This is a genomic window from Agrobacterium sp. YIC 4121, from assembly GCF_002008205.1.
GTDB lineage: Bacteria > Pseudomonadota > Alphaproteobacteria > Rhizobiales > Rhizobiaceae > Agrobacterium > Agrobacterium leguminum.
Genome location: NZ_MRDI01000010.1, coordinates 161,452 through 184,150 on the forward strand (window position 1 = coordinate 161,452; position 22,699 = coordinate 184,150).

Annotated in this window: 15 protein-coding genes; 9 read left to right on the forward strand and 6 right to left on the reverse strand. The window is 59.6% G+C overall.

Features of this window, described 5'->3' with window-relative positions:
• Window positions 1-18: 18 nt before the first annotated feature.
• Both BTE54_RS11790 and BTE54_RS11795 read left to right on the forward strand, forming a co-directional pair.
• Complete coding sequence (locus BTE54_RS11790) at window positions 19-3,954, forward strand: autotransporter domain-containing protein (protein WP_078052566.1); 3,936 nt, start codon at window positions 19-21, stop codon at window positions 3,952-3,954.
• Window positions 3,954-4,529, forward strand: a complete 576-nt coding sequence (locus BTE54_RS11795; protein ID WP_078052567.1) for an invasion associated locus B family protein — start codon at window positions 3,954-3,956, stop codon at window positions 4,527-4,529. Before BTE54_RS11790 ends, BTE54_RS11795 begins: the two co-directional genes overlap by 1 nt.
• A gap of 61 nt (window positions 4,530-4,590) precedes the next feature.
• Here the strand turns inward: BTE54_RS11795 and BTE54_RS11800 are convergent, their stop codons facing one another.
• From BTE54_RS11800 to BTE54_RS11815, 4 genes are all read right to left on the reverse strand, one after another.
• A complete protein-coding gene (locus BTE54_RS11800) occupies window positions 4,591-7,731 on the reverse strand; it encodes an efflux RND transporter permease subunit (protein ID WP_078052568.1) in 3,141 nt (1,046 codons plus the stop codon).
• Complete coding sequence (locus BTE54_RS11805; RefSeq protein ID WP_078052569.1) at window positions 7,728-9,005, reverse strand: efflux RND transporter periplasmic adaptor subunit; 1,278 nt, start codon at window positions 9,003-9,005, stop codon at window positions 7,728-7,730. The genes BTE54_RS11800 and BTE54_RS11805 overlap by 4 nt, the downstream gene beginning before the upstream one ends.
• Window positions 9,006-9,295: 290 nt before the next feature.
• On the reverse strand, window positions 9,296-10,492 hold the full coding sequence (locus tag BTE54_RS11810; RefSeq protein WP_003519875.1) for a polysaccharide biosynthesis/export family protein: 1,197 nt from the start codon (window positions 10,490-10,492) through the stop codon (window positions 9,296-9,298).
• A gap of 414 nt (window positions 10,493-10,906) precedes the next feature.
• Window positions 10,907-12,031 (reverse strand): glycosyltransferase family 4 protein, encoded by a 1,125-nt coding sequence (locus tag BTE54_RS11815; protein WP_003519874.1) that lies wholly within the window; start codon window positions 12,029-12,031, stop codon window positions 10,907-10,909.
• A gap of 503 nt (window positions 12,032-12,534) precedes the next feature.
• Between BTE54_RS11815 and BTE54_RS11820 the strand changes: the two genes are divergently transcribed.
• The 5 genes from BTE54_RS11820 (at window position 12,535) to BTE54_RS11840 (ending at window position 17,895) form a co-directional block, all read left to right on the forward strand.
• Window positions 12,535-14,061 carry an ABC transporter substrate-binding protein gene (locus BTE54_RS11820; RefSeq protein WP_078052570.1) on the forward strand — a complete coding sequence of 509 codons (1,527 nt, stop codon included), beginning with the start codon at window positions 12,535-12,537 and terminating at the stop codon, window positions 14,059-14,061.
• A 208-nt stretch (window positions 14,062-14,269) separates the two neighbouring features.
• Window positions 14,270-15,211: an ABC transporter permease gene (locus BTE54_RS11825; RefSeq protein WP_174036788.1), complete on the forward strand. Its 942-nt coding sequence runs from the start codon at window positions 14,270-14,272 to the stop codon at window positions 15,209-15,211.
• Window positions 15,211-16,086: an ABC transporter permease gene (locus BTE54_RS11830; protein WP_078052572.1), complete on the forward strand. Its 876-nt coding sequence runs from the start codon at window positions 15,211-15,213 to the stop codon at window positions 16,084-16,086. The genes BTE54_RS11825 and BTE54_RS11830 overlap by 1 nt, the downstream gene beginning before the upstream one ends.
• Window position 16,087: 1 nt before the next feature.
• The gene (locus tag BTE54_RS11835) at window positions 16,088-17,311 is read left to right on the forward strand and encodes an amidohydrolase/deacetylase family metallohydrolase (RefSeq protein ID WP_078052573.1); all 1,224 of its coding nucleotides are present in this window, start codon (window positions 16,088-16,090) and stop codon (window positions 17,309-17,311) included.
• Between the two features lie 89 nt (window positions 17,312-17,400).
• Entirely contained in the window at window positions 17,401-17,895 is a 495-nt protein-coding gene (locus tag BTE54_RS11840) for a RidA family protein (RefSeq protein ID WP_003519868.1), read from the forward strand.
• 6 nt (window positions 17,896-17,901) lie between these two features.
• Here BTE54_RS11840 and BTE54_RS11845 read toward each other — a convergent pair whose 3' ends face one another.
• Window positions 17,902-18,723, reverse strand: a complete 822-nt coding sequence (locus BTE54_RS11845) for an IclR family transcriptional regulator (protein ID WP_233282717.1) — start codon at window positions 18,721-18,723, stop codon at window positions 17,902-17,904.
• Between the two features lie 103 nt (window positions 18,724-18,826).
• On the opposite strand from BTE54_RS11845, the gene BTE54_RS11850 reads away from it, so the two are divergent.
• Both BTE54_RS11850 and BTE54_RS11855 read left to right on the forward strand, forming a co-directional pair.
• Window positions 18,827-20,023, forward strand: coding sequence for an aminotransferase class V-fold PLP-dependent enzyme (locus BTE54_RS11850; RefSeq protein WP_078052602.1), 1,197 nt, complete (start codon window positions 18,827-18,829; stop codon window positions 20,021-20,023).
• A 213-nt stretch (window positions 20,024-20,236) separates the two neighbouring features.
• The gene (locus tag BTE54_RS11855) at window positions 20,237-22,072 is read left to right on the forward strand and encodes an ABC transporter ATP-binding protein (protein WP_078052574.1); all 1,836 of its coding nucleotides are present in this window, start codon (window positions 20,237-20,239) and stop codon (window positions 22,070-22,072) included.
• On the opposite strand, the gene BTE54_RS11860 is transcribed toward BTE54_RS11855, so the two are convergent.
• On the reverse strand, window positions 22,069-22,698 hold the full coding sequence (locus tag BTE54_RS11860; RefSeq protein ID WP_078052575.1) for a glutathione S-transferase N-terminal domain-containing protein: 630 nt from the start codon (window positions 22,696-22,698) through the stop codon (window positions 22,069-22,071). The genes BTE54_RS11855 and BTE54_RS11860 overlap by 4 nt on opposite strands.
• Between the last annotated feature and the right edge of the window lies 1 nt (window position 22,699).

A 22,699-nucleotide genomic window follows, 5' to 3' on the forward strand; every position in this document is an offset into this window, starting at 1 on the left:
GCGGGTAAGGGAGAGTGAATGTCCGCTTGTTTCTGCCATGTCCTGGAAGGCGAAAGCCGTCCGATAGCGGGGACAGGTCAGGAGCCACGACGCAAAGTCGTCATTCTCGACGCAAAGGGTCTTCTTGTCCTGTTGCTTTCAATGGTCCCGGCACATGTCGCCGTGGCGGAAACGCTGCGCTGGACGGGGCCTGATGGAGGTGACTGGTTCACCGCCACGAATTGGGGGCCAACGCAGCGCGTGCCGAATGCGGACGATGACGCCATCGTCGATAGTTTGGGGCCGGCGATAACGATCGGCAACAGCGGAAGCATTGGCGGATTGTCGGTCGGCCTCGGCGCCGGTGGCAACGGTACGCTTGTGGTCCGTGGTTCACTGGATACGAAATCGTTCTACCTTGGTCTAACGGATGGGGTCTCCGGTACGGCAACTTTTTCCAGCGCGACCTGGAGTAACAGCAATCTTCTTTCCATCGGTGGTAACGGCACGGGAACTCTTGTTCTGTCGAATGGTACAAGGGCGGCGTCGGGCGACATCCACATAGGCGGATTCGGGACAGGAAACGGCTCCCTCACGCTTGATAATTCATCCAGCCTCTCCAGTTCCAATACTATTATTGTCGGTTACGGCAACGGGACTTCGCTTGCGACCGGCCTCACAGGCAGCCTCAAGGTTTTGGCAGGCAGCACGCTGAAAAGCGTGAACAGCGTCATCGGCGACGATGTGGGCTCCCATGGCGTCGCTATTGTCTCCGGCGCCGACAGCCGCTGGGTGACATCGGACGAGATGGTGATCGGCGAAGCCGGTGTCGGCACTCTGACGATTTCGGGCGGCGGTACTGTTATCAATCGGACGACTGTCATCGCCAGTCTGGATTCGGCGGGCGGAAGTGGAGTGAAGGTCAGCGGTCGTGGTTCGTTATTGCAAAGCGATGGGGGGCTGAAGATCGGCGATGGCGGAGCGGGGACGCTTCTGGTTGAGGCCGCCGGAAAGGTCAAAAGCGGCGACGCCGTTATCGGCTTCCAATCGGCCAGTTCGGCAACGGTGACCGGGGATAGTTCCAGCTGGTCGACCGACGATCTGGAGATTGGCAACGGAACGCTTAACATTACGGCGGGCGGTTCCGTAGACAGCGCCAGAGCGCGTCTCGCTTCCGCTGCCGGGGCAACCGGTGAGGCCGTCGTCGATGGTGAGCGTTCCCTGTGGTCCGTGAAGGATGACATGGTGGTAGGCGAGAACGGCGCGGGCTCCCTGGTTGTCACCGGCGGTGGCCGTGTCGATGCCGGATATGTCGTTCTCGGCGAAAATGCCGGCGCGACCGGCTCAATCCGCATCGCTGGTGATGGAAGCATCTTGCGGAGCAAAAGCGATTTAGCCGTCGGTCATTCGGGCAACGGCTCGGCGGCGATCGAGGCTGGAGGTGCGGTGTTTAGCGACGATGGATATGTTGGGGAGCGAAATGGTTCCAATTCGACCGTCGCCGTGGCCGGCGACGGATCCCGCTGGACGATGACCGGAGAGTTTTTCGTCGGCTATGACAAAGGAGCAACCGGAAACGCCACGGTCAGTGCTGGCGGCGGTATCCGGGCGGCGAATATCGTGCTTGGCAATATCGACGGCTCCTCCGGCACGCTGACCGTCACCGGCGCGGGCTCGACCGTTACAGCCGCTTCCGCTGCGCCCGGTTCCGGCGCGATTTATGTCGGCTTTGGCGGTTCCGGCAGCCTGACGGTGACGAATGGCGCGTCACTCGATGCACATAACCTTTATGTTGCCAGTAAAACCGGAGCGGACGGCACTGTTCTGGCAACCGGCGTCGGATCACGGGCCACGGTGGCCGGGGGTATGGTCATCGGCGGTTCCGGAACCGGGGCGCTGGAGGTGACAGGCGGCGCATCCATCGCCACGCCCACCATCATCATCGCCATGTCGGCGGGTTCGACGGGGGTTTTGAACATCGGGGCGGCGGCGGGTCAGACGGCGCGTTCGGCCGGTGCTGTCGATGCGCGGACCATAAGCTTTGGCGCCGGCAATGGCAGCATCGTCTTTAATCATTCCGAGACCGGCTATCTTCTAACCGCCGATATTTCGGGGACGGGCAGGGTGGTGGCAGAGGCCGGCGTCACAACACTTTCGGGCAATAACAGCTATTCCGGCGGCACCACAATTTCGAGTGGTACGCTGAGGGGCACGGCGGGAAGTTTCGGCTCCGGCGGCATTGCCAATGATGCGCAGCTCGTTATCGATGGCGCGGGCACGCTATTCAATAGCATCAGCGGCACCGGCACCCTTAAAAAAACGGGAGATGGCAATCTCGTCCTGACCGGAAACAGCACCTATTCGGGCGTAACCGAGGTTTCCTCGGGCAAGCTAAGCGTCAACGGCTCACTCGCAAGCATGGTGACCGTCGGCAGCGGTGCGGTGCTTGGCGGTTCCGGCACCATCGGCGGCCTGACCGTTGCTTCCGGCGGCACGCTTTCGCCTGGCAATTCCATCGGCACGCTCACCTCCACGGGCGATGTGACATTCGCCAGCGGTTCGGCCTATGCCGTCGAAATCGACGCATCAGGCAGTTCCGACAGGCTTGATATCAATGGCGCTATTACCATCGGTAACAATGTCAGTCTCGTCGTCACACCGCTGTCGAGCCCTTCGGCCTATAGTCTCGGCACCCCATATGCGATCCTGACGGCAACCGGCGGCATTAGCGGCGCATTTTCCAGCGTGGACGAAAATTTCGCCTACCTGATCGTCGGCGTCACAAAAAGCGCCGATAACAGCAAAGCCTATCTCTCTTTCAACCGTGTATCGCCCGAACCCGGGCTTCTTGCCGCGGCGACTTTGACGGAAAACGCACGCAGCGCCGCGAGGGCTGTTGAGGCGAGCGGGGATGCCTCACCGCTTTATCAGACGGCGGTGTTTCTCCAGTCAGACGAAACCCAATCAGCCTTCTCACAGCTTGCCGGTGAACTGCATCCTTCACTTGCCATGGCATTGATAAATCGCAGTCAGTTGACCCGTGATGTCATTCTCAACCGGTTGCGCAGCGCGTTCAAGGGTATTGATGCGCGTCCGATCCTGCCTGCTGTCGAAAGGGCGGGGGCATCGGATCCGATGAATATCGATGAAGGCTCCCTCACTTTCTGGTCAAATGGTTTCGGGTCGCGCGGACATATCGATGGCGATGGCAACGGCTCGTCGGTCAGTATGAAGGGTGGCGGCGTCTTTTTTGGTCTCGATGGTGATTGGGGCGACGGTTGGCGCACCGGTGTTGCTGCCGGTTATGGCCGTGATGTCATCAGCCAGAAGTCTTTTTTGGCGTCAGCAGATGTGGACAGCTTTTATGCGGCTGCCTATGCGGGCGCGGCAATTGGCCCGGCCTCGCTGCGCTTTGGAGCTATTCACGCATTTCAGGACGTCGAAACCCGCCGGGCGGTGTCGTTTTCGACATTGCAGGAAAATCTGGCCGCTGGCTATGACGCCTCCACCACGCAAGTCTTTGCCGAGGCAGCCTGGCGTTTCGATTTTGATCTCGTCCAGTTCGAACCCTACGCCAATATCAGTTATGTGAATACGAAGACGGATGCCTTCGGCGAGAAGGGCGGCATGGCCGCCGTTTCTTCCGGCTCTGCCAGCCATGACCAGCTTTATTCAACGCTTGGTGCGCGTTTCAGCCGTGATATCGCATTTGAGGGTATGGCTGGGCAGGCGATGTTCGATATCGGCTGGCGTCATGCCTATGGCGATCCGGCGGTTGAGAACACCTTGTTCTACACGGGTGGCCAAGGCTTTTCTGTTACAAGTGCGGCGATGGCGCAGGATGCGGCGTTGATCAATCTGGGACTGCGCTACGACCTCAATCCCGCCGCCACTTTGACATTCCGTTATGGCGCTGTTTTCGGAGCAGGCATGCTGGATCAATCCGCCTCTGCCGAACTGGGAGTCCGTTTTTGATGAGGCGTTGTCAAAACTTGGTTGGGAAGACAGCCCTCGCTGCCTTCCTTTCCGCCAATGTTGCAGCGAGTGCGCTTGCGCAGGAGGCAGCGAAGGTTGCTGGGCTCATGCACGAGGTTTATGGAAGCTGGCAGCTCGCCTGCGCGGCGCCAGCGAAAAAGGACGAGGCCGACCCGAACGCTTCAGTGGCGGTGGAAAAGCCGGCCTGCGCCATAGCCCAGGTCCAGCTTGAGGAGAAAACCCGCAAGCTTGTCGTCTCGGTCGAATTCCGGATTGATGATCCGAAAATGCCTGACAAATTGTCCGGCACCATCGTCATGCCTTTCGGCCTTGCCGTCACAAAGTTGTTTTCGGTGAAATCCGGAACTGTGCGGCTGCAGGAAGTGCAGGTTAGCACCTGCCTGCCCGTCGGCTGCATCGTGTCCTTCACGCCCTTTGTCGAGCTTGTCTCGGCGCTTGAGGCGGGAAAGACATTAACGATCGAAGCCCCCGATCTGCAGGGCCGCACGGTGTCGTTCCAGTTGCAGGCGGCGGGTTTTTCCGAGGCGCTGAAGCGCCTCGGAAATCTGCGTTAGAGCGTTTCCAGTGAAAGTGGAAACGCTTTTACGTCCGGACAAGTCGTAAAATCAAAATGATCTAGGCAGCGACGGAATCAGGTTCGCCTTTGCCCTCTGGCTTTTGCGGCTCGGCGTGCTTCCCGGCTGATTTCTTGCGGGAAAACAACCCGGTGAGGAAGTGGCCGAACCGGTCCATTTCCACGAAAATGACAGGCGTGATGAACAACGTCAGCAATTGCGAGACGATAAGGCCGCCAACCACGGCGACGCCGAGCGGCTGGCGCAGTTCCGAACTCGCGCCCGAACCGAGCGCGATGGGAAGCGCCCCAAGCAGCGCGCAGAAGGTCGTCATCATGATCGGCCGGAAACGGCGCACGCAGGCCTCGTGAATGGCGGTTGCGGGCGGCTCGGCCTTTTCGCGCATCAGTTCCACCGCGACATCGATCATCATGATCGCGTTTTTCTTGACGATGCCGATCAGCATCAGCAGGCCGATCAGCGCGATGATCGAGAAATCCATGCCCATCACCTTCAGCGCCACCAGCGCGCCGAAGGCAGCAGCCGGCAGGCCGGAGAGGATGGTCAGCGGATGGATGAAACTCTCGTAAAGCACGCCGAGAACCACATAGATGGTCAGAACCGCCGCCAGAATGAGAATGCCGGTATTGCCCTGGCTCTGCTGGAAGATCGCCGCCGTGCCGCCATAGCTGGTGAAGACATCCTGCGGCAGGCCTATCGTGCTCTTGATCTGATCGATCCGGCTCGTGGCATCGGAAAGCGCCACGCCGTCCGGCAGGTTGAAGGAGATGGTGGTGGAGACGAGCTGGCCCGTCTGGTTGATGGTAACGGGCGCCTGCGTGCGGGTGAGGCTGGCGAAGTTTGAAAGCGGAACCAGAACGCCCGATTTTGCCGAAAGAATGTTGATATCGCTGAGGAAATCATCATTCCACGGTTTCGAGCTGTCGAATTCCACAATCACGTCGTAGCTGTCGCCGGTCGACTGGATCTGTGCCGCCGTATAACCGCCAAAGGACATTTCCAGCGTCTTGCGCAACTGGTCGTTGGTGATGCCGAAGGCAGCCGCCTTTTCCGGGTCGACGGAAATCGTCGCGGCGATCGCGCCGTTCTGGGCGTCGGAGGTGACTGACGTGAAGGTGTGGTCGCGGCGCATCGCTTCCATCAGCTTGTTCGACCATTCATTGGTCGTGTCGGCATTCAGGCCCTGAACGACGAGCTGGTACTGGCTGGCGGAGCTGCGTCCGCCGAAACGCAGGCTCTGCTGCGGATTGATATAGGTGCGGATGCCCGCCACTTTCGATGTGGCCTGCCCCAGTTCCGCCAGCACCTGGCTGAGCGGCGCGCGCTCTTCCTTAGGCTTCAGCTCCACGAACATCGAGCCGTTGTTCAGCGGATTGCGGGAATTGCCGCCGACTATGGAGGTGACGTGCACCACGGCCGGATTCTTGCGAATCTGATCGGCGACCTGGGCCTGGAGATCGCGCATCGCCGTATAGGAAATATCCTCACGCGCCTGCGTCGAAACCGAAAGACGGCCAATATCTTCCTGGGGAAAGAAGCTGGAGGGCAGGGTTTCGAAGAGATAGAGCGATGCCGCGACCGAGGCGAGAAACGATGCCAAAACGATGCGGCGATGGGAAAGGCACCAGCCGACGGCGCGGCCATAGGCGCGCAGCGTGCGTTCGAAACCCGCATCGAACCAGCGGATGATCGCCGGTGGTCTGGAGGAGTGGCCGGAGAGGCGCGAAGCGAGCATAGGCGTCACCGTCAGCGAGACCAGCGCCGAGGCCATGATCGCGAGCGTGACGACCATGCCGAACTCGTTGAAGAGCCTGCCGATGACGCCGCCCATCAACAGGATGGGGATGAAGACGGCCACCAGCGAGATGGACATGGAGAGAATGGTGCTGCTGACCTCTGCCGCGCCCTGAAGGGCCGCTTCGCGCATGGGCAGGCCTTTTTCATGCAGGCGCAGGATGTTTTCCAGCATGACGATGGCATCGTCCACCACCAGCCCCACCGAAAGTGTCAGACCGAGCAGCGAGATATTGTCGATGCTGTAGCCCAGAACATACATCATGCCGAAGGCGGTGATGAGAGACAGGGGGACTGCAAGACCCGGAATGATGGTCGCCGTCAGGTGCCCGGTGAAGAGATAGATGACCGCAACCACCAGCCCGATGGTGAGAAACAGCGTGAACTGCACGTCCGAAATCGCGTCCTTGATGGCGGTCGAGGCGTCATTCATGACGTTGATATTGACCGAAGGCGGCAATTGCTGGTGAAGCGCCGGCAGCTTGGCCTTGATGGCGTCCACCACGTCGACCGTATTGGCGTCCGGTTGGCGCTGCACGGCGAGAACGATGGCCTGTTCGCCGTCGAACCAGCTGCCGGCATTGGTGTTGTCGATGCTGTCGGTGACATTGGCGATATCGCCGAGATGGATCGGCGCGCCATTATTCGTCGAGACGACCAGCGAGCGGAAGGCGGCCGCATTGGTGCGCTGGGTATCGGCCTCGATCGTCAGGCGCTGATTGTCGTTCTGCAAAGCCCCGACGGGCACCTGATTATTCGCCTGGGCTATGGCCGTGGTGACGGTGTCGACGCCAAGCCCTCTTGCCTGAAGCTGGGCCGGATCGAGGCCGATACGCACGGCATAGGTCTGCGCGCCATAGATGCTCACCTGCGCGACGCCCGATATGGTGGAAAGAAGCGGAGAAATGATGTTCTCGGCGATTTCGTCCACCTTGCTAGTCGGCATCTCCTTGCTATTGACGGCAAGCAGCAGCACCGGCGCATCGGCCGGGTTGGTCTTGCGATAGCTTGGTGTTGTCGTCATGTTGCTCGGCAATTGCCGCTGCGCGCGTGAAATCGCGGCCTGCACATCGGCCGCCGCTGCATCGATATCGCGGTTAAGATCGAACTGCAGCACGATCGAGCTGTTGCCGAGCGTGTTGGTGGCGCTGATTTCGCTGACGCCGGGAATGGTCTCGAACTGCTTGACCAGCGGTGTGGTGACCGATGTGGCCATGGTTTGCGGCGAAGCGCCGGAAAGCGACGAGGAAACGTTGATCGTCGGGAAATCCACCTTCGGCAGGGCGGCGACGGGCAGCAGGCGGAAGCCGGCAAGTCCGGCCAGCACCAGGCCGATGGCGAGAAGCGTGGTGGCGACGGGCCGGTTGATGCAGAAATTCGGGATCATTGGCCGCCAACCTTTTCCTGCGGAATATTGGCGGCCAGATTGCCGGCCGCACCGCCCTTGTCGGAAAATTGCTCGACCACGAACTGGCCGTCGGCAAGTTCGGATTGACCCTCGATAATCACATGCTCGCCGCCATTGAGACCGCTTGCGATGGCGGTAAGATCGCCATTCGAGCGGGCGACTTCCACCGGCGTCATATGGGCATGATGCTCGCTATCGACGGTATAGACGAAATTGCCCTTCGGCCCCGGCCGCACGGCAACCGTCGGTACGACGATCATTTCATCGTCCGAAACGAAGTGCGCGGTGACATTGACGGACTGGCCGGGCCATAAAAGACCGCGATCGTTCTTGAATTCCGCCTTGGCCAGCACCGTACCGGAGGTCTGATCCACCGTATTGTCGTAGAACCGCAGTACGCCGCTCATCGGTTCGCCCCCCGTCGCCGCGGGGTCGACATCGACTGCGGTATCCTTCGCCACGCCTTCTCGCAATTGCGGCAGATAGCGCTGGGAGAGCCGGAAACTGACCGAAATCGGATCGTATTTGGTGATCGTCACGATATTGACGCCGGCGCTGAGATAGGCACCGGGGCTGACGCTGATATCGCCGAGCCGCCCATCGAAGGGGGCACGGATTTCCATGTGCTCGAGCGTCACCTGGTCAGAGGCAAGCGTTGCCTTGTCGGCATCGATTTTGGCGCTGGCGCTATCCCGCGCCGCCCTTGCCTGATCCAGCACCTGCTGGGATTCCGCGCTCTGCTTGACGAGATTGGCGGCGCGCTGGAAGGCGGCCTCCGTCTGCTCCAGCGTTGCCTGATCGGCGGCGATATTGGCCTTGTCCTTGTCGACAGCGGCGCGGGCGATGCGGTCATCCATCTTGAGGATAAGGTCGCCCGCCTTGATATGCTGACCGTCCTTCGCCTCGATTTCCATGACGAGGCCGGCCTGAAGCGGCGCGATATTGGTGATGTCGGCCGCAACCGCCCAGCCCGTCGCCGTTGCATCCATTGGCAACGTCGCCTTGCCGACGGCGATGGTGCTGACGGTGGGTGGCCCGCCGTTGCGCCGCCCTCCACCCTGTTTTTGTCCCTGCTGCCGGGCTGGTTGGCCGCTTTGGGAGGACTGCGTCGCCGTTTCGGCGTCGGCCCTGGGAGACACGCTGGCAAATTGCTTGATATAGGGGACTTGATCGAGCGGCAGGCGATCCTTGAAATACCAGGCACCGGCGGCTGCGATGGCAAGAACGCTGAGAGCGGTCCAGAAACGTTTCATCTGACGATTCCGCGTAATGAGAGCGATACATGTTTCCCGAACATGTGCGGTAAGCCTTGGGAGCAGCTTCTCCCCACAAGACACCCAATGCGCTGCGAAATCACCTTAAACTTTTGTAATGGCGGCGACAATGACCGTCGCTATATCGCTTGCCTTTCAGGAGGCAGGCGGTTTCGGTTCATGCCCCAGGCAATGCTTGATCATGTCCCCGTTTCGCCGCTGGTTCCGGCCAAGGAAAAAGCCGCCTCGTTTACGGGGCGGCTTTGGTATGAACGGCGAGAAGCCGCCGATTAGAAGGCCCGGATGGCGTTGCGGGTCGCCAGCACGTCCTCGGCGACATTGCCGGTCGTTGCCGGTACGGAGCCGACGAGATCCAGGAACTTGTAAAGTTCGGTGGCCTGCGAGTTGGTGACATAGATGATGTCGCGATCCTGCATCGGGAACTTCGTAGCGGCGAAGAAGGTCGACGGATCGCGCAGATTGGCGCGGAAAATGACCGGAACGTCCTGTCCGGGGAACTTCGACGTATTGATGCCGAGCTTCACGAGAAGATCGCGCTTGACGATACGATAAACATAGACCTGAGCCGGGTCGGCACGGGAATCGAGCAGTCCGCCCGCTTTGCCGAGTGCATCCGAAAGCTTGAGATCGGCATCCTCGAACTCGAAACGTCCGTTGAGGCCCGAAGCGCCGAAAGCAAGATAAGTGCGGCGCTCACGCTCCACCATGATCGTGTCGCCCGGAACCACATAGATGTTTTCGGACGGCGTGCTGACGAGGTGGTTGTAGTTGACGCGGGCGGTCTTGCCGCGACGGATCAACGTGACATAGGATTCGATATTCGGGGCGCTGAGGCCCTTTGCATAGGAGATGACGTCGAGAACCCGATCGCCCGCTTCCGAAAGCTGAACCTTCGTCGGTTCCTTGACATCGCCCAGCACGGAAGCCTGTGCGGAGCGGCTGGAAATCTTGGTGATAAGAACCTGCGGCTCGATGGCGCGGTTGGCGAGCCGTTCCTCGATTTCGCTCTGCACATCCTCGACATTGCGGCCGGTAGCGCGAATCTTGCCCGCATAAGGAACGCTGATATTGCCTTCCCGGTCCACGGTCTGGTTCGGCAGGCTGATGAAGTTTCCGGGACGGCTGCCCGCGTCGTTCGGAATGAACAGGCCGCCGGCCTGGCTTTCAAAGATCGCGACCTGCACCACGTCACCGACACCCATCGGCAGCGCCGGAACACCGCCCTTGCCGCCGCCGAAACTGCCGAGCAGGGTGGTGGTTGTGGTGTCGCCGACGTAATTGAGGACGGAGCTGTTGATGTCGAGCAGCGCGTAGTCGACACCGGCGGTTTTCTGCTTGTCTTTGGAGGCGAATTTCACGGAAGCGTTAGATTCGATCGAGGCTGCATCGGGGCCGGAGGCCGCAGTAACCGTGCAACCCGCCAGTGCTGCAGAGGCAAGCAGAATCGAAACATTCAATAAACGCATTTGGTCCTCGAAATGAATGCCGTCCGAAAAGCAGAAATAATTCGGACATCGTATAAGTTTTTAAAAATAAGCACTTCATAAATGACACCGGTAAAGGAAATCCAAACCGGCATTACATCCGTTCAGCGGAATCGCATCCCTGGATGTTTACGTCCCCTGTCAGGCATATGCCCAATTTCAGACGATGCTTCAAGTTCATCATCGCTCAACTGCGCCGAAAAATTCCGGGCGAGGCACGATGTTTGAATCCCCTGATGGTGTCAGTATTGTTGCGCTTCAATATTCAGTTGGATGCCATAATCTCTTTGATTGCTGCATTGCGCTAGTGCAGTTTTGTCACGCTTGCACGGTTTCTTTTGTCGTTGACTGACGCGAAGAATAATCAATTGTTTTGTAAATGTTTTTATGTGCCTGTCATGCCCGCTCAGCCAGTGCGAAATTTACCGTATCCGCGAATTCCCGCAGGAAACGCTCGCGTGAGAAGCGGGCGGCATTGTTGATGCAGGCGTTCTTGTCGAAGCGGTCGGAATTGTCGACGAATTCCTGCACGGCAGCGCAGATTGCCTCCGGTGTCTGCTCACCGAAATAAAGGCCGGTCGGATGGTTGGAGGCGCCGAGCGGAACGACGGTTTCCAGCACGCCGCCCTTGCCATAGGCGATGACCGGTGTGCCGAGCGCCTGGGATTCGACGGGTACGATGCCGAAATCGTCTTCCGCTGCAAAAACGAAGGCTTTTGCCTCGGCCATGTATTTGTGAAGCTCGTCATTGCCGACGAAACCGAGAATTTCGACATTCGGCGTGGCGATTTCGCGGATGCGTTTCATGTCCGGCCCGTCGCCGATGACGACCAGCCGTTTGTCGGGCATCTTTGCAAAGGCTTCCACGATCAGGTGAACCTTCTTGTAGGGCACCAGCCGCGACGCCGTGACGAAATAGTCACCCTTAAGCTCGGACGGGGAAAGATGGGACGTGTCCACCGGCGGATAGATCACGGTGGAATCGCGGCCATAACACTTGCGCACCCGGTTACGGATGAATTTGGAGTTGACCGTCATCAGGTCGACGCCGTTGGCGGTGCGGATGTCCCACATGCGGATATAGTGAAGAATGGCGCGCGCGATCCATGAGGTGAAGCCGCGCGTCAGTCTGGTTTCCTTGAGATACTGGTGCTGGAGGTCCCAGGCGTAGCGGATGGGGCTATGGATATAAGAGACGTGAAACTGGCCTGGGCCGGTGATGACGCCCTTTGCGACCGCATAGCTCGAGGAAATCACCAGATCGTAACCGCTCAGATCGAACTGCTCGATGGCGAGCGGCATCAGCGGCAGGTAGGAGCGGTATTTTTTCCGGGCGAAAGGCAGCTTCTGGATGAAGGAGGTGTTGACGGGACGGCCGCCGAGAAACCCCCGGTCGCGCTCGCTCATGAAATCGACAAGGCAGTACAGATCCGCGTGAGGATAAATTTCAAGAAGGTTGTGAAGTACTTTTTCGGCCCCGCCTCTGTCGGTGAGCCAGTCATGCACGATTGCCGTCTTCATAATTTCCTCAATAATTTCAACGTAATAAAAATTTATGTTCCGCCCTGGAATGAAGTTGGGCGGTGTAGAATATCAGGTCTGTCTGCAGCCCTTGAAAATACGGCTGACGGCGTCAAATAGCGTAACGATTAATAAGAATATGCGGGTATGTCTATGGTGGCCTAGCGTTAGTCCGCTCTTTAATAGCACTTTGTTCGCAAATGCGAAATATCCAACCTTCTTAATTCCCTTTCTTCCTTTGCAGTTAGACGACGGTCGTCATTCCCTCTCTCCCAGCCGGAAGAGATGGATATCACCGCGCGCCGTATTTTTGGCGAAACTCCCGTTTTTTCATTGCCTTAAACGGTGCTGCCACCTCTCCTGAAGACTTGTCTTGCGTTTCGCCGATCATGGAAACCCATCATCGCGCCGCATTGTCATTGACAAGGCGGCTTATCGAGATATTCTGTTATAAAGATGCATATAACATAATAATGGAACACATAAGAGCTGGGAGCTTGACCATGAGACGTAAACTTGCATTTCTCGCCACCGCCGCTTTGCTGCTTGCACCGGGTGTAATGATGGCTGCGGAGAAGGGCGGTGTTATCAATGTCGCCACGATCGGCGAGCCGCCGACCCTCGACCCCATGGCGTCTACTGCCGATCTCGTCGGTATCGTCACGCAACACATTTTCGAAACGCTCTATACCTTCGACAAGGGCTGGAAGGTGACACCGCTTCTGGCGGAAAGCCTGCCCGAGATCAGTGCGGACGGCAAAACCTACACGATCAAGCTCAGGCAGGGCATCAAGTTCCATGACGGCAGCGACATGACATCCGAAGATGTCGTCGCTTCGCTCGGCCGCTGGATGAAGATCGCCTCGCGCGGCAAGCAGGCAGCCGGCTTTATCGAGAATATCTCCGCGCCGGATGCCGGAACGGTGACGATCGCCCTCAAGCAGCCCTATGCGCCGCTCGCTTCGCTTCTCGCTTTCAACAATTCCGCAGCGATCATCCTGCCCGCTGAAAAGCAGGCCGAGCCGATGGCCGAATTCATCGGCACCGGGCCCTATATGCTGAAGGAACGCAAGGCCGACCAGTATATCCAGCTCGTCCGTTTCGATGGCTACAAGTCCCGCGATGGCGAAAGCGACGGTTATGGTGGCGCTCGCCATCAATATCTCGATGAAATCCGCTTCGTTCCGGTGCCTGATCCGAATACTCGCGTCGAAGCCGCCGTTTCCGGGCAATATGATTACGTCGATTCCATTCCGGTGGAATCCTTCCACAAGGTGAAGTCGTCGTCTGCCTCCCAGCCTTTGATGCTGAAGCCTTTCGGTTATCCGGTCTTCGTGTTCAACACGAAGGAGGGGCTTTCTTCCAAGCTGGAGGTCCGCAAGGCGGTGACCGAAGCGCTGAACATGGAGGATATGCTGGCGGCCGCTTTCGGCAGCACGGATTTCTATGCGCTCGATGGCGCCTATTATCCGTCCAATTTCTCCTGGCATTCGGAAGAGGGCGTCGAGGGCAATTACAATCTCGGCAATCCGGAAGCCGCCGCCGAAAAGCTGAAGGCGGCTGGCTACAACGGTGAGCCGCTGCGCATCCTCACCAGCCGCCAGTATGAGTTCCATTACAAGATGGCGCAGGTCGCTGCAGAATATCTGAAGCTTGCCGGTTTCAAGGTGGATATGCAGGTTGTGGACTGGGCGACGCTGACGCAGCGCCGCGCCGACCCGAAGCTCTGGGATATCTACATCACCCATAGCCCCTTCCTGCCGGAGCCGGCGCTGATCGGTGCGCTCTCCACCGGCTCACCGGGTTGGTGGGATACGCCAGCGCGCAAGGCGGCGGTTGACGCTTTCACCTCGGAAGCCGATCCGGACAAGCGCATCGCGCTCTGGGCCAATGTGCAGAAGACGATCTATGCCGAGCTGCCGCTCATCAAGATCGGCGACTTCAATGCCGTGGCGGCCAAGTCCAACAAGCTGGAAGGCGTCGATCCGGCTCCATGGCCTTACTTCTGGAATGCATCGGTTACAAAATAAGGCCTGCACCGCACGTCGTCACCCCGGCCTCGAGCCGGGGTCCAGCGCGATCAAGTCCTTGATCGCAAGAGACCTTTTCACCACGCGGACGCGTGGTGGCTGGATGCCGGATCAAGTCCGGCATGACGGAAGTGAGCAGTCGATCTTTAAGCAACCCGGTTCAACCGTCGCCTGATAGCGGCAATCACGCGCTTCGGAGCCTTCATACGTGATACGGTATATTTTCCAGAGACTTGCGGGAATGATCGTGGTGATGTTCCTCGTCGTCACCATCGTTTTCGTCATCCTGCGCGTCACGCCCGGAGATCCGGCGGCCGTGATGCTGGGGCCGGATGCCTCGGCGCAGGATATTGCGGAGCTGCGCGGCCGGCTCGGCCTCGATCAGTCGCTCGGCGTGCAATATGTCTATTATATCGGGCAATTGCTGAAGGGCGATCTCGGCCAGTCTATCTTCCTCAATATGCCGGTGGGATCAGCCCTGCTGGACCGGGCCGAACCGACCTTTTTCCTGACGATTTTTTCGCTGCTGATCGCCAGCGTCATCGCGCTTCCCATCGGTATCTATGCCGCGTACCGGCGTGGCTCTTTTGTCGATCAGGCAGCGACGACGGTGGCGATGCTGGCGGCGAGCATTCCGAGCTTCTGGCTCGGCCTCATCCTCATGCAGGTCTTCGCCGTGCGGCTCGATATGTTCCCGGTATCGGGTTATGGCGGGCCGGGTGCTAGCTTCCTTGAGCGCATGTATCACCTGACCCTGCCGGCAATCGCGCTCGGCCTCGTTTCCTCCGCCCTAATTTTGCGCTTCACCCGCGCCTCGATGCTGGATGTTTTAGGTGACGACTATGTCCGCACCGCCCGTGCCAAGGGGGTCAAGGAGCGCCGGGTGGTGATGAAACATGCGTTGAAAAACGCGCTTATTCCCATCCTCACCGTGCTCGGACTTACCGCCGCCGTGCTGATTTCCGGCGCGGTCGTCACGGAAACCGTTTTCGGTCTGCCGGGCGTCGGCAATCTCGTCGTCTCGGCCGTTCTCAGGCGCGATTATCCGGTCATTCAGGGCGCGCTTCTCGTCATCGCCGGGCTTTACGTGCTCATCAATTTTGCAATCGACATGCTCTATCTGCTGGTCGATCCGAGGGTTCGTTACTGATGGCCGATATCGTTTCCACCGCTCCGCCGGCACGCAACCCGACCGTCCTGTTCATTCGGCGCCTCGTGAAGCGCAAGACGGTCGCTGCCGGTCTCATTGTGCTGCTCGTCTTCGTGCTGCTCGCGGTTTTCGCGCCGATGATTGCGCCCTATTCGCCGTCGAAACTGTCGATCGTGAACCGCCTGAAGCCGCCAAGCGAGCTTTACTGGTTCGGCACCGACGAGTTCGGTCGCGACGTCTTCTCGCGCACCATCTATGCCGGAAGGCTGTCGCTTCTGGTCGGCGCCGCCGTGGTGGCGCTTTCGGCGCTGATCGGCATCACCCTTGGCCTGCTCGCCGGCTTCTTCCAGAAATTGGATACGCCGATTGCGCGGCTGATCGACGCGATGATGGCCTTCCCGGATATTCTGCTGGCGATTGCGCTGGTTGCAGCACTCGGCCCGTCGCTGACGACGGTGATCATCGCACTTGCCGTGGTCTATTCGCCGCGCCTTACCCGCATCGTGCGCGCCTCGACCCTGGTGATCCGCGAATTGCCCTATGTGGAGGCGGCGAAGGCGCTTGGCATTTCCACCTTCCACATCATGACGCGGCATGTGCTGCGCAATCTGGTCTCGCCGATCCTCGTTCAATGCACCTTCCTTTTTGCCAGCGCCATGCTGGCCGAGGCCGGCCTGTCGTTTCTGGGGCTCGGTGTCAGCCCGGAAATTCCGACCTGGGGAACCATGATCTCCGCCGGTCGCCAATATATCGGCCAGGCCGACTGGATGACCTATTTCCCCGGCTTTGCCATCATTCTTTCCGTGCTGTCGCTGCAAATGGTCGGTGACGGGCTGCGGGACATGCTCGACCCAAGACTGCGAAGGGATTTGTAATATGACGTCCGGTGAACAGGCGACAACGCCTCTTCAAGCTCCCATTCTTCTCACCAATGTCAAACCCGTCGGTTTCGAAAAGGGTGCGCCACAGGCTTCGACCGATATTCTGATCGGCGGCGATGGCAAGATCGCCGCGGTTGGGCCTGCCATTCAAGCGCCCGTTGATGCGCAGCGTATTGATGCCAAGGGTGCCTTCGTCTCGCCCGGCTGGGTGGATCTGCATGTGCATATCTGGCATGGCGGCACCGATATCTCCATCCGCCCCTCGGAATGCGGGGCCGAGCGCGGCGTGACCACGCTGGTGGATGCCGGTTCGGCGGGTGAGGCGAATTTCCACGGTTTCCGTGAATATATCATTGAGCCCTCGAGAGAGCGCATCAAGGCCTTCCTCAATCTCGGTTCCATCGGTCTCGTCGCCTGTAACCGCGTGCCGGAACTGCGCGACATCAAGGATATCGATCTCGATCGTATCATCGAATGTTACGCCGAAAACAGCGAACATATTGTCGGCCTCAAGGTGCGGGCGAGCCATGTTATCACCGGCTCCTGGGGTGTTACGCCGGTCAAGCTCGGCAAGAAGATCGCCAAGATCCTGAAAGTGCCGATGATGGTGCATGTGGGCGAACCGCCCGCACTTTATGACGAGGTGCTGGAAATTCTCGGCCCCGGCGATGTCGTGACCCATTGCTTCAACGGCAAATCGGGTTCCAGCATCATGGAAGACGAGGACCTGTTCAACCTTGCCGAACGCTGTGCGGGCGAAGGCATCCGGCTGGATATCGGCCATGGCGGCGCCTCCTTCTCCTTCAAGGTGGCGGAAGCGGCGATTGCGCGCGGGCTGCTGCCGTTCTCGATTTCCACGGATTTGCATGGCCATTCGATGAATTTCCCGGTTTGGGATCTGGCGACGACCATGTCGAAGCTGCTGTCGGTCAATATGCCCTTCGAAAATGTCGTCGAGGCCGTCACCCGCAATCCGGCCTCCGTGATCCGCCTCGATATGGAAAACCGTCTCGATGTCGGCCAGCGCGCCGATTTCACGGTTTTCGATCTCGTGGATTCCGATCTGGAAGCGACCGATTCCAATGGCGACGTCTCGCGCCTGAAGCGCCTGTTCGAGCCGCGTTACGCGGTCATCGGCGCGGAGGCGATTGCTGCCAGCCGTTACATTCCAAGGGCGCGCAAGCTCGTGCGCCACAGCCATGGTTATTCCTGGCGCTGAACCCAAATGGACAAGGCGGAGGAGGGCAATCCCCTACGTCTTCCGCAGAGATTAAGGGGATACCCGTCCCTGTATTATGAGGAATTCGCGTGAAACAGTCTTCGCTTGAGGCAGAGGGGCGTCATTCGCCCTATGACCGGCTCGCCGCGCTCGGCATTTCCCTGCCGCCGCCGCCGCCGCCGATCGCCAATTTCGTCACCCATGTGGTGGAAGGCAACATGCTTTATCTTTCGGGGCAGGGGCCGCGGGAGGAAAACGGCCATCTTTACGCCGGCAAGGTGGGCGCGGAAATCGGGCTGGAAGAGGCCTATAACCACGCACGCCTCACCGGCATCAACCTGCTGGCGGTCATGCATGAGGCGCTGGGAGACCTGTCGCGGGTGAAGAAGGTGGTCAAGCTGCTCGGCATGGTCAACGCCGTCAGCGATTTCCGCGATCACCCGAGCGTCATCAATGGCTGCTCCGATCTCTTCATCGATGTATTCGGCGATGCCGGGCAGCACGCCCGCTCCGCCGTCGGTTTTGGCTCGCTGCCGGGCAACATCACCGTTGAGATAGAAGCCATCGTCGCGCTCAAGGATTGAGGCCGTTCAATGGTTGCGCCAGCCCATCAGCTTTTCGATCCGTTCCGCCGAGACCCTGACCTGTTCGGTATAATGGTTTTCGTCCGCCAGCACCTTCTGTTCCGGCAGCACGATGGAAATCGTCGCAACGCATTCGCCCCTGTTGTCGCAGATCGGCGAGGCGATGCAGGCGACGGCGTAATCGGATTCGGCGACCTGTATCGACAGCCGGTCATGGAAAGCGGCACCTGCCGATTGCGACAGGGTTTCGGGGTTGATTTCGGCGCGACCGGTCGGCGAGGTGCGGGCGCAGCGCCTGAAAAGCTCGACACGTTCCGCCTCGGGCAGATGCCCGACGAGCAGGCGGCCGGACGCCGTCCAGTTCAAGGGAACGCGGGTGCCGACACGCGAGGCGACCTGAAAATGGCTCGGACCATCGGCCATGGCCAACACCAGCATATGGTCGCCATCGCGGCCGCAAAGCTGCACGGTCTCGCCCGCATGGCGGCACAGATCGTGCATTTCGTGGGTGGCGACACCCATGAAATCCAGCGAGCGGGCATAGGCAAGACCATAGTGGTAAAGCCGCGCGCCGAGCCAAATGTTGCCATCGGCATTGCGCGCCAGCATGTTCTTTTCGACGAGATCGTCAATGATCACATAGACGGTGGAAAGCGGCGCCTTGATCGCCTTGGCGATGGCGTAGGCGCCAGCCGGCGATCCGGTTTCATAAAGATAATCAATAACCTGAAGGGCGCGGTCGATGCCGCTGACGCGCGAGCGCTTGGCCGCCTTCGCGTCCGCGTTTTCGGCGGCGTCGGACAGGGCGGTTGAAGGCGTTTCGTCCAGTTTATGGGCGTCCAATTTTGGCTCCTCATGAATTTTGAGAAGCTATTACATTATTATGGCATATATGTCGATGCCCATCGCATCGCAAAGACAGGAGAAAGACATGACCGAGGATATCAGAAGCAGGATCGGCCTTCGCCCGGTCATCAACGTCTCGGGCACCATGACCTCGCTCGGCGCTTCTATCGTCGTTCCGGAAGCGGTCGAGGCCATGGCGGCCATCCTGCCGCAATTCGTCGAGATCAACGATCTGCAACGCAAGGCAAGCGCGGTGATATCGAGGCTGACGGGCGGCGAGGCCGGTTTCGTCACGGCCTCCTGCTCCTCGGGCATAAGCCTTGCGGTGGCGGGCGCCATTACCGGCAATAATCTGCTGGCCATCGAAAAGCTGCCCGATGTGACCCCGGAAAAGAACGAGGTTCTGGTGCAGATGGGCCATGTGGTGAGCTATGGGGCGCCGGTGGATCAGGCAATCCGTCTCGGCGGCGGCAAGGTGGTGCTGATCGGGCAGGCAACATCGACCCATCGTTTCCACATGGAAAACGCCATTACCGAAAAGACGGCTGCGGCGGTCTATGTCGTCTCGCACCATGTGGTGAATTACGGTCTGCTGCACCTTTCCGAATTCGTCGAGATCGCCCATGCCAGGGGCGTGCCTGTCATCGTCGATGCGGCTTCCGAATATGATCTGAAGCTGTTTCTGGCAACGGGCGCGGATGTGGTGCTTTATTCCGGCCACAAGTTCCTCGGTGGCCCGACTTCCGGCATCGTCGCCGGCAAAAAGGAGCTGGTGCGCAGCGCCTTCCTGCAGAATATGGGCGTTGGCCGCGGCATGAAGGTCGGCAAGGAAAGCATCTATGGCGTGATGGCGGCGCTGGAAGCCTGGGAAAAGCGTGACCATGCCGGCATTCGCGAGCGTGAAACCGGCTATCTCAACCTCTGGAAAAAGACGCTGGACGGACGCCCCGGCGTGACGGCGCTGATCGAACCCGACCCAACCAACAACCCGCTCGACCGACTGCGTGTCATCATCAATGCCGAGGAAGCCCATATCACCGCCTGGGACCTGACGACGGCGCTCGCCAAAGGCAGCCCGCCGATCATTGTCCGCGATCACGAGGTGGAACACCGTTATTTCTATCTCGACCCCTGCAACCTGCATCCCGGCCAGGAAACCATTGTGGCTTCCCGGCTGGCCGAGGAGCTGGACAAGGCGCGCGCCTCCAACGAGGTGATTGCAACACCGTTCGAGGACCGCAGCCGCCACCGTTTCGACGGCATGCTGCGCTGGCCGGACTAAGTAACGACTGCATATGGAACGAGCGGGTGCCACGAGTTTCTTCTCCCCGAGGGGGAGAAGTCCGCGGCAGCGGGATGAGGGGGCAAGGGTGCGGTCTATCGCTGGCGTTGCCCCCTCATCCGACCCTTCGGGCCACCTTCTCCCCCTTGGGGAGAAGAAACAGGTGGCGACGCCCTGCCTGAGTTCAAATGAGAAGAAAAGAAGGGAACGATCATGACCATGCCGCAGTCAGCACCGCTCCGTGCCGAAGATGCCGTGCTTTCCGTCCGCAATCTCACCACGTCCTTTCACGTGGATGGCGGCTGGAAGCCGGTGGTGCGTGATATTTCCTTCGATGTCGGACCGGGGGAGACGGTCGCGATCGTCGGCGAAAGCGGTTCCGGCAAAAGCGTTACCTCGCTTTCCATCATGCGGTTGCTGGATCGGGAAAGCAGCAGGGTTCAGGGTGAAATTCTGCTCGGCGGTCGCAACCTGCTGTCCCTTTCCGAAGACGCCATGCGGCGGGTGCGGGGCAATGAAGTGGCGATGATCTTTCAGGAGCCGATGACCAGCCTTAATCCGCTTTTCACCATCGGCGACCAGATTTCCGAAGCCCTGCTGTGCCATCAGCCGATGTCGAAAGCCTATGCGCGGGCGGAGACGATCCGCCTGCTGGAAAAGGTCCGTATACCCTCCGCCGCCTCGCGCTTCGATGAATATCCGCATCGCTTTTCCGGCGGCATGCGCCAGCGCGTGATGATCGCCATGGCGCTCGCTTCCCGGCCGAAGCTCCTGATCGCCGACGAGCCGACGACGGCGCTTGATGTGACCATTCAGGGCCAGATTCTCGACCTCATCAAGACGCTGCAGGAAGAGGAGGGCACCTCAGTCCTGTTCATCACCCATGACATGGGTGTGGTGGCCGAAATCGCCGACCGCACGGTCGTCATGTATCGCGGCGAGCAGGTGGAAGTCGGTGCGACTGCGGATATCTTCCACCGCGGTAAACATCCCTATACGCGCGCACTTTTGTCCGCCGTTCCGGTTCTGGGGTCGATGAAAGGCGAGGAAAGACCGCTCCGTTTTCCCATCGTCAATACCACCACGGGTGAAACGCAGGAGCCGGCGCGTCCGGCCGATACAGTCGACGCCGCCGCGCAGCCCGTGCTCAAGGTGGAGGGGCTGACCAAGCGCTTCGATATTCACTCCGGTCTTCTGGGGCGTCTCAGCGGCCGGGTGCATGCGGTGGAAAACGTGTCTTTCGAGCTCAGGGCCGGTGAAACATTGTCATTGGTGGGCGAAAGCGGCTGCGGCAAATCCACCACCGGACGCGCCATCATGCGGCTGATCGAGCCGGATGCCGGTTCGGTCGTGGTCAACGGCGAAAACATTCTCGCACTCGACAAGACAGGCATGCGGGACATGCGCAAGACGGTTCAGATGATCTTTCAGGACCCCTTCGCCTCGCTCAATCCGCGTATGACGGTGGGTGCGGCGATTGCCGAACCTTTTCTGGAACACCGCATGGGAAGCGCCCGCGAGGCGAAGGATGTGGTGGCGGACATGCTCAAAAAGGTCGGCCTCTCACCGGACATGGCGTCGCGTTACCCGCATGAATTTTCCGGTGGTCAGCGCCAGCGCATCTGCATCGCCCGTGCCTTGGCGCTCCAGCCCAAGGTGATTGTCGCGGACGAAAGCGTTTCGGCGCTGGATGTTTCCATCAAGGCGCAGGTCATCAACCTGATGCTGGACCTGCAACAGAGCCTCGATCTCGCCTTCCTGTTCATATCCCATGACATGGCGGTGGTGGAGCGCGTCAGCCACCGGGTTGCGGTGATGTATCTCGGCGAGATCGTCGAAATCGGTCCGCGTGCGGCTGTCTTCAACAATCCGCAACATGACTATACCCGCAAGCTGATGGCGGCGGTGCCGGTGCCGGACCCGGATCGCCGCAACACACGGCGAGGTGCTGCGAATGACGAGCTGAAAAGCCCGATCCGCGCCGTTGATTATGCCGTCAAGCCGCGTGAATATCGCGAGGTTTCGCCCGGCCACCTCGTCGCCTGTTAGAGTCCGGGTACGTCCGACGTTGCGAAGGGTACGCGATAACCGCGCTGAAAACTCTCCTGCAGTCCAAGCTGGCGATACCACCGCTGTACCGCCGGAAAATCATCGAGATTGATTTTGTGGCGCGCGAAACGCGAGACCCATGGCCAGATGGCGATATCGGCTATTGAAAAATCGCTGGCCACGAACTCCCGCTCGCTCAAGCGGTCGTTCAATGTCCGGTAAAGCCGCGCCACATCCGCCGCGAAACGTGTCTCGGCAAAGGGGGCGTGTCCGGCATGGTAGGTCAGGAAATAATGGGCATAACCGAGTGTCGGGCCGAAATTGGCGGCCTGCCACATCAGCCATTCCGTGACGACCAGTCGCTCTGTCGCGGAGGCGGGCAGAAGCCGGCCTACCTTTTCGGCGAGATAGATGAGGATCGCGTTCGATTCCGTCAGGACGGTGCCGTTTTCATCGTCGACAATCGCGGGGATTTTCGAGCCGGGATTGATGCGGACGTAATCGGCGGCAAATTGCTCGCCCTTTTCGATGTCGATGGCGTGGCTTCGATAGGGCAGGCCCAGTTCTTCCAGCGCAATCGAGATTTTAAGGCCGTTGGGCGTGATCCAGGTGTAAAGGTCGATCATG